The 14713-nt window shown below is 41.7% G+C and carries 13 protein-coding genes; 9 read left to right on the top strand and 4 right to left on the bottom strand.

What is annotated here, in order from left to right; all coding sequences use genetic code 11:
• Positions 1-37 precede the first annotated feature (37 nt).
• Entirely contained in the window at positions 38-1447 is a 1410-nt protein-coding gene (locus ACQY3F_RS17305; RefSeq protein WP_428356193.1) for an aldehyde dehydrogenase, read from the top strand.
• Between the two features lie 117 nt (positions 1448-1564).
• Here the strand turns inward: ACQY3F_RS17305 and ACQY3F_RS17300 are convergent, their stop codons facing one another.
• A complete protein-coding gene (locus tag ACQY3F_RS17300) occupies positions 1565-1867 on the bottom strand; it encodes a type II toxin-antitoxin system RelE/ParE family toxin (RefSeq protein ID WP_428356191.1) in 303 nt (100 codons plus the stop codon).
• Positions 1868-1870: 3 nt separating this feature from the next.
• On the bottom strand, positions 1871-2113 hold the full coding sequence (locus tag ACQY3F_RS17295) for a type II toxin-antitoxin system ParD family antitoxin (RefSeq protein ID WP_428356190.1): 243 nt from the start codon (positions 2111-2113) through the stop codon (positions 1871-1873).
• A 345-nt stretch (positions 2114-2458) separates the two neighbouring features.
• Here ACQY3F_RS17295 and ACQY3F_RS17290 point away from each other — a divergent pair, with 345 nt between their 5' ends.
• From ACQY3F_RS17290 to ACQY3F_RS17280, 3 genes are all read left to right on the top strand, one after another.
• On the top strand, positions 2459-2773 hold the full coding sequence (locus tag ACQY3F_RS17290; protein ID WP_428356188.1) for a hypothetical protein: 315 nt from the start codon (positions 2459-2461) through the stop codon (positions 2771-2773).
• A 238-nt stretch (positions 2774-3011) separates the two neighbouring features.
• Positions 3012-3770 carry a hypothetical protein gene (locus ACQY3F_RS17285; RefSeq protein WP_428356187.1) on the top strand — a complete coding sequence of 253 codons (759 nt, stop codon included), beginning with the start codon at positions 3012-3014 and terminating at the stop codon, positions 3768-3770.
• Between the two features lie 208 nt (positions 3771-3978).
• Entirely contained in the window at positions 3979-4356 is a 378-nt protein-coding gene (locus tag ACQY3F_RS17280) for a DUF4345 domain-containing protein (protein WP_428356186.1), read from the top strand.
• 50 nt (positions 4357-4406) lie between these two features.
• Here ACQY3F_RS17280 and ACQY3F_RS17275 read toward each other — a convergent pair whose 3' ends face one another.
• Entirely contained in the window at positions 4407-5318 is a 912-nt protein-coding gene (locus ACQY3F_RS17275) for a class I SAM-dependent methyltransferase (RefSeq protein ID WP_428356185.1), read from the bottom strand.
• A gap of 268 nt (positions 5319-5586) precedes the next feature.
• Between ACQY3F_RS17275 and ACQY3F_RS17270 the strand changes: the two genes are divergently transcribed.
• The 3 genes from ACQY3F_RS17270 (at position 5587) to ACQY3F_RS17260 (ending at position 12081) form a co-directional block, all read left to right on the top strand.
• Positions 5587-7287 (top strand): autotransporter assembly complex protein TamA, encoded by a 1701-nt coding sequence (locus ACQY3F_RS17270; protein WP_428356183.1) that lies wholly within the window; start codon positions 5587-5589, stop codon positions 7285-7287.
• Positions 7284-10736: a translocation/assembly module TamB domain-containing protein gene (locus ACQY3F_RS17265; protein WP_428356181.1), complete on the top strand. Its 3453-nt coding sequence runs from the start codon at positions 7284-7286 to the stop codon at positions 10734-10736. The genes ACQY3F_RS17270 and ACQY3F_RS17265 overlap by 4 nt, the downstream gene beginning before the upstream one ends.
• 196 nt (positions 10737-10932) lie before the next feature.
• The gene (locus ACQY3F_RS17260) at positions 10933-12081 is read left to right on the top strand and encodes a fatty acid desaturase family protein (RefSeq protein ID WP_428356180.1); all 1149 of its coding nucleotides are present in this window, start codon (positions 10933-10935) and stop codon (positions 12079-12081) included.
• 165 nt (positions 12082-12246) lie between these two features.
• Here ACQY3F_RS17260 and ACQY3F_RS17255 read toward each other — a convergent pair whose 3' ends face one another.
• Positions 12247-13047 carry an inositol monophosphatase family protein gene (locus ACQY3F_RS17255; protein ID WP_428356178.1) on the bottom strand — a complete coding sequence of 267 codons (801 nt, stop codon included), beginning with the start codon at positions 13045-13047 and terminating at the stop codon, positions 12247-12249.
• Between the two features lie 98 nt (positions 13048-13145).
• Between ACQY3F_RS17255 and ACQY3F_RS17250 the strand changes: the two genes are divergently transcribed.
• The gene (locus ACQY3F_RS17250; RefSeq protein WP_428356176.1) at positions 13146-13871 is read left to right on the top strand and encodes an RNA methyltransferase; all 726 of its coding nucleotides are present in this window, start codon (positions 13146-13148) and stop codon (positions 13869-13871) included.
• Positions 13864-14607: a serine O-acetyltransferase gene (gene cysE / locus ACQY3F_RS17245; protein ID WP_428356175.1), complete on the top strand. Its 744-nt coding sequence runs from the start codon at positions 13864-13866 to the stop codon at positions 14605-14607. Before ACQY3F_RS17250 ends, cysE begins: the two co-directional genes overlap by 8 nt.
• Positions 14608-14713: the final 106 nt, after the last annotated feature.

The following is a 14713-nucleotide window of genomic DNA, read 5'->3' as shown; positions in this document are numbered from 1 at the left end:
ACTCTTCAGCCCTTTCCCCAATACGGAAATTTATAATATGACTACTGATCACTTAAACAACACAGCAACAACTGAGCAGGACATTATTGATATTGTTGCCAGACAGCATGACTATTTTAAAACGGGAGTCACTAAAAGTTATCAGAGTCGTATAGAAAATCTAAATAAACTGAAAACTGCACTAATCAAATATGAAACTCAAATACATGCAGCTTTAAAACAGGATCTGGGTAAGCCTGAATTTGAGTCTTATCTTTCTGAAACAGGTTTTTGCCTGCATGATATATCAACAACTCTGCGTAAATTAAAAAGCTGGATGAAGCCGAAGTGGCGCATGACTTCACTACTGACTCAGCCGGGCTCCAGCCGCATTTATTACTCACCTTTAGGCGTTAATTTAATTATTGCGCCCTATAATTACCCTGTCGGGTTGACTTTTGCACCCTTGACTGCAGCAATTGCGGCCGGTAATACCGCTGTTATAAAAACATCGGAGATGACACCGGCCTGTAGTGCAGTTATTCGTAAGATCATTAGCGAAACATTTGACGCGGATTATATCGCCTATATCGAAGGTGAAGTTAAGGAAACGACAATATTACTGCAACAAAAATTCGAGCATATCTTTTTTACGGGCAGTCCAAGGGTAGGTTCGATAGTGATGAGTGCGGCGGCAAAAAACCTGACACCCGTTACCCTGGAGTTAGGTGGAAAAAGCCCCTGCATCGTACATGATGATGCCAAACTGGATATTACTGTTAATCGTATTGTTAGCAGTAAATTTCTCAATGCTGCTCAAACTTGCGTTGCCCCTGATTATGTTTTAGTGCATAAATCAGTAAAAGAAGCATTCCTAAGCAAGCTTAAAGACCGTATTATAAAAATATATGGTGAAGATGCCAGTACTAGCCCCGATTTTGCACGTATCGTCAGCGATAATCATTTCCAGCGCATTTGCGGCTTGATTGATCAGCAAAAAGTAATTGTTGGTGGACAAAGCGATGTAGAGTCTCGGTTTATTGCGCCTACAGTGATGCGGGATGTGACTTTGGCAGACAAAGTTATGTCTGAGGAAATATTTGGTCCGGTATTACCGGTATTGGAGTATGAATCTCTGGATGAAGTCTATAAGCTTGTCGATCAATTGCCGCATCATCCCCTGGCTTGTTACATATTTAGTGAAAGTGCGATAATTCAGCAAGAAATTATTAACAATATTCAGGCGGGTGGCGCGTGTATCAATAATTGTGTTTTTCATGCGGGTAACCACCACCTTCCATTTGGTGGTGTCGGTGAAAGTGGTATCGGTGCATATCATGGTTTTGACGGGTTTGAGTGCTTCTCACATAAGAAAGGGGTACTTAAATCCGCTAGCTGGATGGATAATCCTCTCATTTATGCGCCGTATGGAAACAAGGTAAGTCTTTTGCGCAAATTTTTAAAGTGATTTAGCGCAAAGAAATTGAGACTGTTAAACAGCTTGGCCTAAAATTCATTGGTGCCCTCAATACTTGTTGTACTGTATTGAGTATGTGTCTCAGGTTTAATTTTCCAATAGCCATTGCTAAACTATTTCTCTTATATGTTGCTGAATATCCATTCGATCATGCAAGACTCGAATAATCAATATATCATCACCTTCAATAACATAAATAATTAGGTGTTTCCTGTGATGATGTATTTTAACGGGAGGGTTAAATTCGTCACGGTCAGGGCAAAGATTCGGCATAGCAGCAATAAATTGACATTTTTCTTTAAGTGTTTCTATATACAATTCAGCCTTATTTTCACCATAATTAATAAAACTGTAGCGATAGATTCCAACTAAATCATTTTCAGCCTCTTTAGAAAATACATATAGACCCATAAGCTATTTTTTTTTCAGCTCTTTACGTGCCTGGTTAATAATTTGGTCAAATGATTTATTACTTACACCACTTTCAATCCCCGCAGTGATTGCATTCTGCAGAGCCATTAATTTACTTCTGTGTTCTTGGTCTTGACGAATTAAGTCACGAACATAATCACTAGTATTTGCATATGCCCCTGTATTAACTTGAGATTGAACCCAATCTTTCATTGGGTCAGGAACAGAAATGTTCATTGTAGCCATTATAATTCCTTTAGCTGAATAATTTACTTGTTATTTATGGCATACTTTGGCAATTGTTGCCAACTATTTTTGCAAAAAAAAAGCGCTCTTCAAGGTCAATAAGTTAAGCATTTTGCAGGATGTGTTGACGATAGGAAACGCATCAATCGAGAAAGATGTATACTTTGCACGGCAGCGCTTTATGCTCAACAAATGTATTCTAGTCGTATTATACTAAAGATAAAAGTGGTTGCAGTGCGCTAATAAACTACTTGTATATCACACAGTGTCAGCTAAGATTAAAGTCCTATGTCAGCGTTATGAATCTGCGGCTCTGACCGCGTGAAGTCTATATAGGAATCAGTGATGAGTAAAACGACAAAAACCTATTGGAATGTTCTGGCAGAAGAAAGTGTTAATGAATGGGAAGTCTATAAGCTTGTCGATCAATTGCCGCATCATCCCCTGGCTTGTTACATATTTAGTGAAAGTACGGTAATTCAGCAAGAAATTATTAACAATATTCAGGCGGGTGGAGCGTGTATCAATAATTGTGTTTTTCATGCGGGTAACCACCACCTTCCATTTGGTGGTGTCGGTGCCTATCATGGTTTTGACGGGTTTGAGTGCTTCTCACATAAAAAAGGGGTACTTAAATCCACTAGCTGGATAACTCGCTAATTTATGCGCCTTATGGAAGTAAAATCAAGCGTCTGCGCAAGTTTTTTAAGTGCCTAGTGCAGGAACTTCCAGAATTCAGTCGTACTTTCGCACGCGAAAAATCATTTTATCTAAAGCGGCAAGAGCAGATTGACTTATATATTAATGGACTTGAAATCGCGGCTATACTTGAAAGTTGATTAATGAATTTTGAATTTTCAATACCAGTATGGGGATAACGCTTCCAGGAGGTAGTTTAGTGTATGAATTTTTAAACAACGACCTGATTTCGATCATGGGTCTTGCCATCCTTGCCGGTGTCCATATACTATGTGGTAAAAGTAACTGGTGGCATTTTTTTGAAGCGCATGGCTGGATTTCATTTAGCGCTGGCGCGTCAGTTGCCTACGTGTTTATTCATGTTTTTCCTGATATAAGCATTTTACAACAGCAGATTAGTGGCGCACCTAGTCATGACTATAATGGTCTGTTTTTTAGTCACTCTTTATATTTAACCGCATTAGCTGGAATCTGCTTACCCTATTTACTGGATAGCCTGGAACTAAGTTATTCAGAGCAGGATAAAAAATGTTATGATCATGTGCGCCAAGGGATATTCGGCGTTAGAAAGCTACTCTATATGCTCTACAATATGATGCTCGCCTATATGATTGTGAATCGGCATATCGATGGAATAATCAGTGTGAAAATAATTATCCTGGTTTTATCCATGCACTTCATTGTTCTTAATGCTTATTTTATCGAAGTCTATAATGAACTATTTAAAACACATGTACGCTGGTTTGCCATATTAGGATTAGTTATAGGGGGTGTTTTAGCTAAGGCCGCCACTATACTTGCTTATGTATTTGCTATGGTCGGTGGCATCATCACTTATGCGGCTTTAAAGCAGGAATTACCAAAAACCCATCATCGCGCACCCTTTCACTTTCTGGCAGGTGTTGTGTGTTTTTCATTGTTGATATTGTCCGTGCCATATTTTGGGCAGGCACATTAGAAGGCCGAAATTAACCAGAAGCGATTATCGCACTTTCTATTTATCAAAGGGTGCCTCTAATAATTAGGATTTTTGTTCGAGTTCAAGGCGAATGTTTTTCAAGAACCGTAGTGACTATAAAATACATGAGGATCGCAGAAAAGCATTCAACGCTGAAATCGGGCAAAAAGACCATTATTAGAGGTGTCCAAAAAAGGAGAACTGTACTATGTTAATAAAAAAATATTTCCTGATTTTTTCTTTCAGTGTCGTAGCGATAATAGCCTTGTTATATGGTATTTCACCACAATGGTTCGCGCAGGCATTTCTTGATGTTCCTGCTGTTAGTCTAGATATAGCGCATATTCTCAGAGCGGTGATGGGCCTCTACCTTGCACTAGGCATATTCTGGTTATTTGCTGCGTTTAGTGATAAATATAGAAATTTTGCCGTGCTGACTATCGTGCTTTTTGCCGGTGGTCTGGTGTCGGGGCGAATTATTAGCCTGTTTGCAGACGGGCTACCTTCGGGTATTCTATTGCTTTATGTGGTGATGGAATTTGCATTCGTTCCTATTGCCTATTGGGTGTTCAGGCTTCCTGATTAACATGAAAATGGCCCGTATTGCGCAAGTTTTATATGGGCAAATTGCAGTTGCTAGTTATTCTTAAAGCATAATATTTTCAGACCCTTACCTTCCGCTTCCAGGTAAACTTCGGGTGACTGTATTTCTTCAATCAAGGTATAACGCGGTGCCAGTTCCGCCATGTGTTCGAGTAAATAATCGCGATTTAGTTCCGGTGCATTTAGGCATAATAGTAAGGTAGCTCCTGGAGCCATAAACTGATCCAGTCGGCGCAGTATCTTCGGGTAATCTTTTGCTATATCGACACTGCCTTTTTGTAGGGTAGGTGGGTCGCAAATCAATAGGTCAAACGGCCCGCGTTTTTTGAAACGGCTAAAAGATTTAAATATGTCCAATTTTTCAAAGCGTACCTGCTCCAGAGATTGCCGGTTTAGGCGATGGTTCTCACGACCAATATTCAGTGCTGGGCTGCTCATATCAATATTTAAAACGGACTTGGCATTGCCTGCAATTGCAGCAACTGAAAAACCACAGGTATAGGCAAATAAATTCAGCACACGTTTATTCTGACTATTATCCTGCACCCATCTGCGCCCGTTACGCATATCCAGAAATAAGCCGGTATTACGTGCCTGTCCTAAGCTAATATTAAAATGTAAGTCACCTTCCTGAATAGCCAGTTGAGTGATAGGTTCACCACGAATAATATCAACAGGTCCGGATAGCTGGTAACGATGTTGCAGTTGTACGCTTTTAGCTGTTGGTAACTGGGATAGCAGGTAGTCTGCCAGTATTTCAATATCAGCCAATGGCTCAGGCGCGAATAAAGTGATTAATATCACCGGTGGAAGCCAATCTATAGTGAGATGATGCAAGCCAGGGTAAGCGTGACCCCGACCATGAAACAGGCGTTGAGCTTGCAGCAAATCTGCAGCTGTTTTAGGTAGCTGTATGTGTTGAGGTAGTTGAGATAAAGCGGGCATTGTGGTTTTAATGTGTGTTTTTCGACTCAGTATATCAGCCTTCAGGTTGAAGTAGTGTGAGGGTAAGTATCCTGGCTACAAAGCTACTTTTACTGTATCAGAAATCTATGCCTCAAATAGTAGGCATAATAACTTATGCTACATTTAATACTTTGTAGGATTATTGGTGAAATAAAGTGTTAAAATTTTTCTATATTCTCTGTTCTATAAGAATTCTTTGACAATTTCATCTTACTTCACCCTTCTCAGGCTAATCTCTACTAGTGTATTGCTTATTTTTGTTAGCTACTCTGGGCCGCTTTATGCTGATCCGGAGATAGAAATTACTGGCCTGGACTCCGAGCAGGAAGATAATGTCAGGGCTTATTTGTCTTTATCAAATGAGTCTTGTGAAACACCTGCCTGGAAAATCAAGCGCTTGTTTAAACAATCACCCTTGCAAATCAATGAAGCGCTGCGGGCGATAGGTTTTTATCACCCGCAAACGACTAAAACTCTGAATTGGCTAGATGATTGCTGGGAGAGTTCATTTATTATTGAACCCGGGCCGCCAATGATTATTGATGCGATAGATGTTCAGGTGCTGGGACCAGGGGCAGAGGAACTTTTCTTTAGCGAAATTTTGCGTAACATGAGTATTAAAGTGGGCGATACTCTCAATCAAGGCGCGTACGAACAGCTTAAAAGGAAATTAAAAAACCGTGCGGACGCTAAAGGCTATTTTGATAGTGTTTTTGCCTTGAAGCGACTAGCTGTCGACCCTGATACCAATACTGCAACTATTCAGTTACATATGCAAACCGGGCAGCGTTATTATATTAGTCAGATTGATGTTGAAAAGAGCGCTTTGCATACCAATTTTAGTCGTAAATTTTTAACACTAAAAGCAGGCCAGGCTTATGACCGGGCCAGGATTTTCGAGTCCCATCAGTTGTTAGATACGTCGGGTTATTTTAAAGGTATAGAATTAAAGTATGAGCATAATCAGGCGCAGGATTATCAGGCTCCACTTATTATTAAATTAAGTAATCTACCTCGGCATGTAATGTCCGCAGGGGTCGGCTACGATACTGATCTGGGGGTTCGGTTGAGTGCCGGATATCGGAATCGATACATCAATAAAAGCGGACATCAGTTTGTTTCCAACTTAAATCTATCACTAAAAAAATCCAACCTGGTGATGGAATATATATTACCGCTGAGTAATCCACTAAAAGACCGCTTATCATTTTTTAGCGGAATTAGCTATGAAAATACCACCAATGTAAACAGTGGCAAACTTGATGTCGGTGTCAGGTTATCAAACCGGTTTTATGGTCAATTGATATTGGCAGAGCAGTTGAAATTCGTTGCTGAACATTTTCGTAATTCAAATGCTGACCCTTTTCAGACACAGATTCTTTTAGTGCCAGGGATTAGTCTTTCTAATGTTCGGGCGGAAAAGAAAGACAATTATCTTGAAGGCTATAAATACATGATAAAGCTAGATGGAGCACACCGTAGTGTCGGCTCTTCTGTTAGTTTTATTCAGACAAAATTGCATATAAAAGGTGCTTATCCCACTTTTCTAGGTGGACGCATCTTAGCCAGAATTGATTTAGGGGCTACGGCTGTCGATAATTTTGAGGATTTGCCGACTAGTTACCGGTTTTATGCGGGGGGTGATAATAGTGTGCGCGGCTATGATTATAAAAGTATTGGGCAGCGCGATGCATCCGGCGAGGTGATTGGTGGTCAATTTTTAACCACGGCTAGCCTGGAATATGAGCAAAGAGTTTACGGAAACTGGAGTTTGGCGGCTTTTGTCGATGCGGGAGATGCGTTTACCCGGGATCTGGATATACAGCTTGGAGTAGGTCTGGGAGTGCGCTGGTATTCATTGGTGGGGCCGTTGCGTATTGATCTTGCCGTTCCCAGTGAAGACTTCGGTGATGTGCATGTGCATTTTAGTTTGAGTACTGCCTTATGATTAAACGAATGCGCAATGGTTTGTTAATACTGAGTACAGCAATACTGGTACTGGTTTTGCTGTTTGCCTTGCTGGTTTCAAATCGCAGTTTTAATCACTGGCTGGTTGCGCAACTAGTTGAGCAGGTAGCTGAATTGCAAGTAGTTAAAACCGAAGGTCTATTACTGAATGGTTTGCAATTAACCGGCGTTAGCTATCAAACTGAGCAGTTAAGTATCGATATTAAATCGCTGGCGTATCAATTCAGCTGGCTGGATTTATTAGCGGCTCGGATACACTTTAAATCATTGCAGGTTAAGGATGTTGAGGTGCTCTTGCATGAAATTGAAGCACAGGAAGATGAGGCCGGGCCTGTGAAATTTATTATGCCGCTGCCGTTGCAAATTGAAAATATATCCCTGCAAAAATTAACGATCAAACAAGCTGAGTCCAGCTATGCGATTGACAATATCGGTCTGGCACTTAGTTATCAGGGGCAGCAAGTACAGCTTAGCCGGATTGCTTTAAAGAGTGGTAGTCTGCAGTTAAAAGCTAAGGCAGATTTACAGATAGGGGAGGGGTTTCCTTTTAAAGCTGATTTAGAATTGGTTAAATCTATTCCCGAATTAGCTGATCTAAAAGCACAAGTTTCAGCCTATGGTGATAGCCAGAAGATCTATCTGAGTGCCCAGGTTTTAGCCCCGCAAAAAATTCAGACACAGGGCTGGATCCAGTTTAGCGACGCGACGACTAGTTTTGATTTACAGGCGGACTGGCTAGCTTTGCAATGGCCTTTGCAGGGAGACAAACAATACGCTAGTGAAAATGCACACTTAACTTTGCAAGGTAGTTTAGAGCAATATTTTCTGACTCTAAATTCAAGTGTCCGTGTTAATGACCTTCCTGCTGCACAGTTATCATTGCAAGGACAGGGGGATGCCGAGCAAATCACATTAAAAACTTTAGACATTAATTCACCCAGCGGAGATATACAAAGCAAAGGACTTATTAGCTGGACGGAGGGTATTCCCAGTGATATCCAGTTGCAGGCAAATCAAATACAGCTTGCTGCTATAGTTCCAGGTTACTCAGGAGAATTAAGCCTGGATGCTCGGTTATCGGGGCAGCTGTTTAATCAGCCTGACTTGCAGCTGGATATAGAAAATGTAAAAGGCAATGTGCTAGGTAAGAAACTGCTAGGTATAGCTAAAGTGCATTATGCAGCTGAGACTACGATTGAGCAGTTTCTTGTTAGTGTGGGTACTAATGTTATTAATTTTCAGGGTAAGTTGGGTACTGTTAATGCGCTAGACTTTAAATTGAATGCGCAAAATTTGCATGAGCTAAGCCCTGATTTAAGCGGCTCTGTATTTGCGCATGGCTCACTCAAAGGGGATATTGATCAGCCCTTTGTAGAATTTAAATTAGAGTCTCAGGACCTGAAGTTTCAAGATCAACAGATAGCCAGTATACAATCCAGTGGCACGCTGGATACATCCCACGCGGGTCGATTGGATATGCAGTTTATTGCCCGGCAGCTTGTTTTTAATGGCCAAAAGATCGATAAAGTTGAGTTGCAAAGTATAGGCCAAAATGCACATCATGAATTACGCGCGCAAGTGTTTGCTGAACAGGCCGAACTGAAATTGGCTATGCAAGGTGCGTGGCATCCGGTTGATAAGACATGGAACGGGCAGTTACAACATATGCAATTGCAGGCCGGATCATCGGGGTTATGGCGGATTATACAGGCCAGTCCTTTGGCTGTTGCTTTTACAGATCAACAAAGCATGCAGTTGGATACAGAGTTTTGTCTGGCACAAAAAAATGCAACGGGCCTGATCTGTATTGATGCACAAACCGAATCGACCGGACGGCAGTTGAATGGCACGATTAAGCAATTACCGCTTGCGGTCTTTGCCTACTGGATGCCAGCCACAGTTAAAGTAAACAGTTTATTAAACGGTGATTTTTCCTTGTCTTTACAGGATGCTTTGTTAGGCAATGTGCAGTTATCACTCGATCCAGGTGCGTTGATAGTGCAAGATGAAGAGCTTGGTGTGCAGCGCCTGGATTTTAAAGTAGCAGAGTTTAATGCTCAGCTTCTGGTTGATACCTTGCAGTCTGACCTGGCTTTTAGAATCGATGATACTAACCAGATTAGTGGTCAGATTGAAGCTCTGGGCTTAACGAATATAGCAACAGCCAGGATAAACGGCTTGCTTAATGTGAGTCTGGAAAAAGTTGCTTTTCTCAGTGCTTTTGTAGATTCAGTGAGTAATATTACAGGAAAAATAAATGGAGAGGTATATTTGCAGGGGCTATTAAAGTCCCCTGACCTGAATAAGAGTTGGCTGCAGTTACAGCAAGGTAGCTTGACAGTCGTAGATGCAGGTTTGTCTGTTCGAGATGCAAATCTTGAGGTAAAGCATACACGAGCGGAGCAGATAGCAGTGCTTGGAGACGCTGATATAGAAGGGCAAAAAATTTCGCTTAAGGGCCAGATTGATCAATATAGTAATGAAAATATGCAGTTCAAGCTGGATATTAAAGGTGAGGATTTGCCGTTATTGCAATTACCAGAAATGCAGGCATGGCTATCACCGGATTTGAGATTAAGCGGAAATATACACAGCGCCAATTTGCAAGGTAACATTCAGGTGCCTAAAGCGATTATGATTTTTCACACTTTGCCCGAGAGCGCCGTGCAGCTTAGTAATGATGAAGTTATTGTTAATGATCAGAAGGAGGCAGTTAAGCAGTCGGGGTACCCTATGGATATGGATGTCATAATCAAGCTAGGTAAGGCTGTTTCTATCGAAGGCTTTGGCTTGAAAACACGTTTAGGAGGGGCTTTACGTGCAACACAGAAAGGTAATGATTTAAAATTATTCAATGAGCTTAATTTTCTGCAAGGCACCTATGCTGCTTATGGGCAGGACTTAACGATTGAAAAAGGGCAGTTTTTATTTGCGGGTAATATAGAAAACCCTGGAATTAGTATCCTGGCTTCACGTAAGGCATCTGATTGGGATGATAAGACAATTGCCTATTTAAAGATGACCGGAACGCTAAAAAAACCGATTACCCGTATTTACACCGAGCCTGCTTTGAATGACAGTGAAGCGCTGGCATATCTACTGACCGGTGCTCCGCTGGGCAAAGGCGATTCAGACAGTGCCGGGTTAATTGCTAAAGCAGCCCTGAGCCTGGGGCGTGATTATGTTGATGCCGTGATGGGTACTGTTGGAGTTGATGAATTTGATATAAAAAGTACCCATGTGGGACAAAACTCCATGATAGTGGGCAAGCGGATTACGCCTAGATTATATGCAAGATATATTATGGATATTTTGACCACGCAAATGCAATTTGCAGTGGAATATAAACTCACTGAAAATATTAGTATAGAAACACGGGCAGGCTCTACGCATAGCAGTGATATTAAATATAGTATTGAATTTGATTAGTTAGGTTCAATAACGGGATGACTGTACTTGCGCAAGGCAAAAAATATATTAGTGCCTACTCTGGCTTTAAATCCTTTGTTTATATAGGGTTAAAATAATGTCGAGTTTCAAAGTGCAGTTGCAGTTCGATAATCCGGTTTTTTCCACTAAAATGGATGGTATAATAAGTGTTTTTTCATTTTATAGGGGCACGTGTGTGACTCAACATATTTACCATGCAATTGACAGAGATCAGTTTGCACAAGACATGGAGAATATTCGCAAGGAAGTGTTAAGTGATCTGAATATGGATGATTTTCGGCATTTAAGAAAGATTGAACGCTGGGGGCGTATTTGTTCCACTATAGGTTACGGAACTGCCTGGATTATTCCCAACCCGGTGTCTGCATTTTTTATTAGTCAGGGAAGTGTTACACGCTGGACGACGATTGCGCATCATATTACTCATCGTGCCTACGACAAAATCGAAGGGGTTCCCAAGCGCTATACAAGTAAAGGTTTTGCTAAAGGGAATCGGCGCTTTATAGACTGGCTGGAGTGGATGATCCCTGAAGCCTGGGATAAAGAGCATAATGATTTACATCATTATAATCTGGGCGAAGAAGCTGATCCGGATCAAGTGGAGTTTAATACCGAAGACTTTAGAAATATCAATATGCCACAATGGGCAAGGTATGTTTTTCTAGGTGTCATGGCCTGTACCTGGAAGTTTCTATATTATGCACCTTCAACTCTGGTTGAGTTACAGCGTTCACAAGACAAAAAAGCAGGCTTGGGAGATGTGAGTTATTCACGAGCTGATACCTGGAATCCTATGAAGCCGATAGGTCGTAAACTATGGACGCACTGCTTGATCCCTTATATTTCTATTAGATTTGCACTGATTCCCTTGTTGTTTATACCTGTTGGTATTGTCACTGCGATAGGTGGGGCGGTTGCTGCAACGAATGTATTAATCAATTCTTTGCTCGCTGAAGTGATGACTAATTTACATACCTTTTTGGTGATTGGCACTAACCATGTGGGCGAGGACTTATATGTATTTGAAGATAAAGCAACCAATAAAGGTGAGTTTTATCTTCGGCAGATATTTGGTTCGACCAATTTTCAAACAGGGACTGATCAAATTGATTTTCTCCATGGCTGGCTGAATTATCAAGTTGAGCATCATATATGGCCAGAAATGCCGCTAAGTCGCTATCATATCGCTCAGCCTAAAGTAAAAGCCTTATGTGAAAAATACGGAATTCCGTATACACAGGAATCTGTGTTCAAGCGTTTAAGGAAAACGCTGGATGTGATGACAGGGAAAACGAGCATGATGAGACCATTGCCTGTCGTTTAAACCATGTCAGTACTGTTGACTTAAGCCCTCTCTTGTTGGAGAGGGTCGGGTGAGGAGAATAAAATCATGCCTTTATTAACTCCCTCATCCCAACCTTCTCCCTCTGGAGAAGGAGATTATTCTTAAGTCTACAGCGGTGCCTCCCCCAACTGGGTATTCAATTACCTATTTTAAATTATCCGTTACATGCGGATTAATCAATTGATACATTAATTGATGCATTTTCGGGTTACCGGCAATAATATTACCTGATTCCAGATACTGGTCATTAAATGATAGATCGGTGACCACACCACCTGCTTCTTTTACCAGGATAATCCCCGCCGCCATGTCCCAGGCCTTTAAGTCCACTTCCCAGAATCCATCTAAGCGCCCCATTGCTAAAAAAGCAAGGTCGATAGCGGCAGAGCCGGTACGGCGAATTCCAGAAGTATTAATACAAACGGCTTTAAACATATCCAGATAGGCATCTAGATATTTTTGTTGCTGTGCTTTAAAGGGAAAGCCGGTACCGATTAATGACCCAGCCAGGCTTGCTTGCTTGGTCACACGTATGCGCCGGTTATTCATCATTGCGCCTTCACCCCGCGCGGCAGTGAACAGTTCATTGGTTAATGGCAGGTAAATAACGCCGACTTCAAGACGGTTTTTGTGTTTTAAGGCAATTGAAACTGCATAATGCGGGAAGCCATGTAAGAAATTAGTTGTGCCATCCAGTGGGTCAATAATCCAGGTGTACTCATTGCCTTCATGTTGGCCACTTTCTTCAGCAAGAATCGCATGCTCGGGGAAGGCCGTCTTGATGTTTTTTATTATTTCTTGTTCTGCCTGACGATCAACTTCCGTGACGAAATCATGTTGCTCTTTATTATCAACTTGAATATGGCTGACATGTTCTGATGCACGAAGAATAATGTCGCCCGCGTTTCTCGCAGCGCGGATAGCGATAGTGAGCATTGGATGCATAGCTTAAATTTTAATGAGCGATTAGAAAGCCGTATAGAATAGCAAAATTTTTGCTATAGTGAGCTTTATTTTTCCAGGTTTATTTATAGGATCGAACATTGCTGTCAAATATCAGGGTTGTATTGGTTGAAACAAGTCATCCGGGGAACATTGGAGCTGTTGCCAGAGCCATGAAAAACATGTGCATGAGTGAATTGTATCTAGTGAAGCCCAAAATATTTCCCAGTGCTGATGCTACATCCAGAGCGTCGGGAGCGGATGATATTTTAGCGTCTGCTATACGCTGTGATTCTATACAGGAAGCGATTGCAGATTGTCAGCTTGTTATTGGTGCCAGTGCTCGCTCAAGAACGATTACGGTGCCTGAAGAGTCCCCCAGAGTTTGTGCTGAGCGGTTGGCTTTTGAAGCGCAAGACAAAAAAGTGGCTATTTTATTTGGCCGGGAGAATTCCGGTTTGAAAAACCATGAGCTGGATTTGTGCCAGACTTTATTAACAATTCCTAGTAATGCAGCTTATAGTTCACTAAACCTGGGGGCTGCAGTGCAAGTCGTCTGTTATGAATTGTTAGTTGCCTCAAGCATGGACGTTGCCGAGCCTGAATCACGAGAGGGTGCTTTGGCTAGTTCTGCGCAAATGGAATCATTTTATGAGCATTTGTATTCAGCGTTAGATGAAATTGGCTTTATAAATCCGCAAAAATCCACGTCAATTATGCGTCGCTTACGGCGAGTGTATCATCGTGCTGCACTCGATACGAAAGAGCTGGATATTTTGCGTGGCATCCTAAAAAAATCTACAGCAATATTACAAAAACATGATTAATTTAATAAAAGAAGATATTGCCTGTGTGTTTGAGCGCGATCCTGCAGCACAGACTTTGTGGGAAGTCGTTTTCGTCTACCCTGGATTTCATGCAGTAGTGGCGCATCGGGTTTGTCACCGGCTGTGGGTTAGAGGCTTTAAGTTTTTAGCCAATGTTATTGCGCATATCAGTCGCTGGCTAACCGGAATAGAAATTCATCCAGGGGCAGTCGTTGGGCGACGCTTTTTTATTGATCACGGTATGGGGGTGGTGATAGGTGAAACCACAATTATTGGTGATGATTGTACTTTGTATCATGGCGTCACTCTGGGTGGGACCAGTTGGGATAAGGGTAAAAGACATCCTACTTTAAAGAATGGTGTGGTTGTCGGTGCTGGCGCAAAAATATTAGGCCCGATAGTAATTGGTGAAAATGCTCGGGTGGGGTCAAACTCGGTGATTATAAAGCCCGTTCCGGATGGGGCAACAGTTGTCGGCATTCCCGGTCGAGTGGTCGGCGCACAAGATTCGCAAAATGCTGAACGAAAAAAAATTGCCAATAAAATGGGTTTTGATGCTTACGGGACGACTGCTGACTCTCCCGATCCGGTCGCCTATGCTATTAATCATATGCTGGATCACATTCAACTGATGGATAAGCAGATGCAAGAAATGCAACAGGCAATGAATGCCGCCGGGATTAAATGCAAACGTGAAGAGATACCAGGTTTACATGACTGTGAATTGGGTAAGTAGTTCTGCGCCCACCTCTAAGGTGTAGCCGTTAAAAGACGAAGTTAAAACATGATTTATACTTCGATCGAAGAAGCCAGCTTTGCTAAAGATGTTATTTTTCTGTTGC

The sequence above is a fragment of the Methyloprofundus sp. genome (assembly GCF_965251085.1).
Lineage (GTDB): Bacteria > Pseudomonadota > Gammaproteobacteria > Methylococcales > Methylomonadaceae > Methyloprofundus.
The sequence above is the reverse complement of the archived record's forward strand: the minus strand, read 5'-3'. Positions and strand labels throughout refer to the sequence as shown.

Bases quoted from the DNA above. Each gene is read 5' to 3' on its own strand.
- ACQY3F_RS17295 (WP_428356190.1), bottom strand. From the start codon at position 2,113: ATGGCTACAATGAACATTTCTGTTCCTGACCCAATGAAAGATTGGGTT.
- ACQY3F_RS17265 (WP_428356181.1), top strand. From the start codon at position 7,284: ATGATTAAACGAATGCGCAATGGTTTGTTAATACTGAGTACAGCAATA.
- ACQY3F_RS17280 (WP_428356186.1), top strand. From the start codon at position 3,979: ATGTTAATAAAAAAATATTTCCTGATTTTTTCTTTCAGTGTCGTAGCG.
- ACQY3F_RS17275 (WP_428356185.1), bottom strand. From the start codon at position 5,318: ATGCCCGCTTTATCTCAACTACCTCAACACATACAGCTACCTAAAACA.
- cysE (WP_428356175.1), top strand. From the start codon at position 13,864: ATGATTAATTTAATAAAAGAAGATATTGCCTGTGTGTTTGAGCGCGAT.
- ACQY3F_RS17255 (WP_428356178.1), bottom strand. From the start codon at position 13,047: ATGCATCCAATGCTCACTATCGCTATCCGCGCTGCGAGAAACGCGGGC.
- ACQY3F_RS17300 (WP_428356191.1), bottom strand. From the start codon at position 1,867: ATGGGTCTATATGTATTTTCTAAAGAGGCTGAAAATGATTTAGTTGGA.
- ACQY3F_RS17290 (WP_428356188.1), top strand. From the start codon at position 2,459: ATGAGTAAAACGACAAAAACCTATTGGAATGTTCTGGCAGAAGAAAGT.
- ACQY3F_RS17305 (WP_428356193.1), top strand. From the start codon at position 38: ATGACTACTGATCACTTAAACAACACAGCAACAACTGAGCAGGACATT.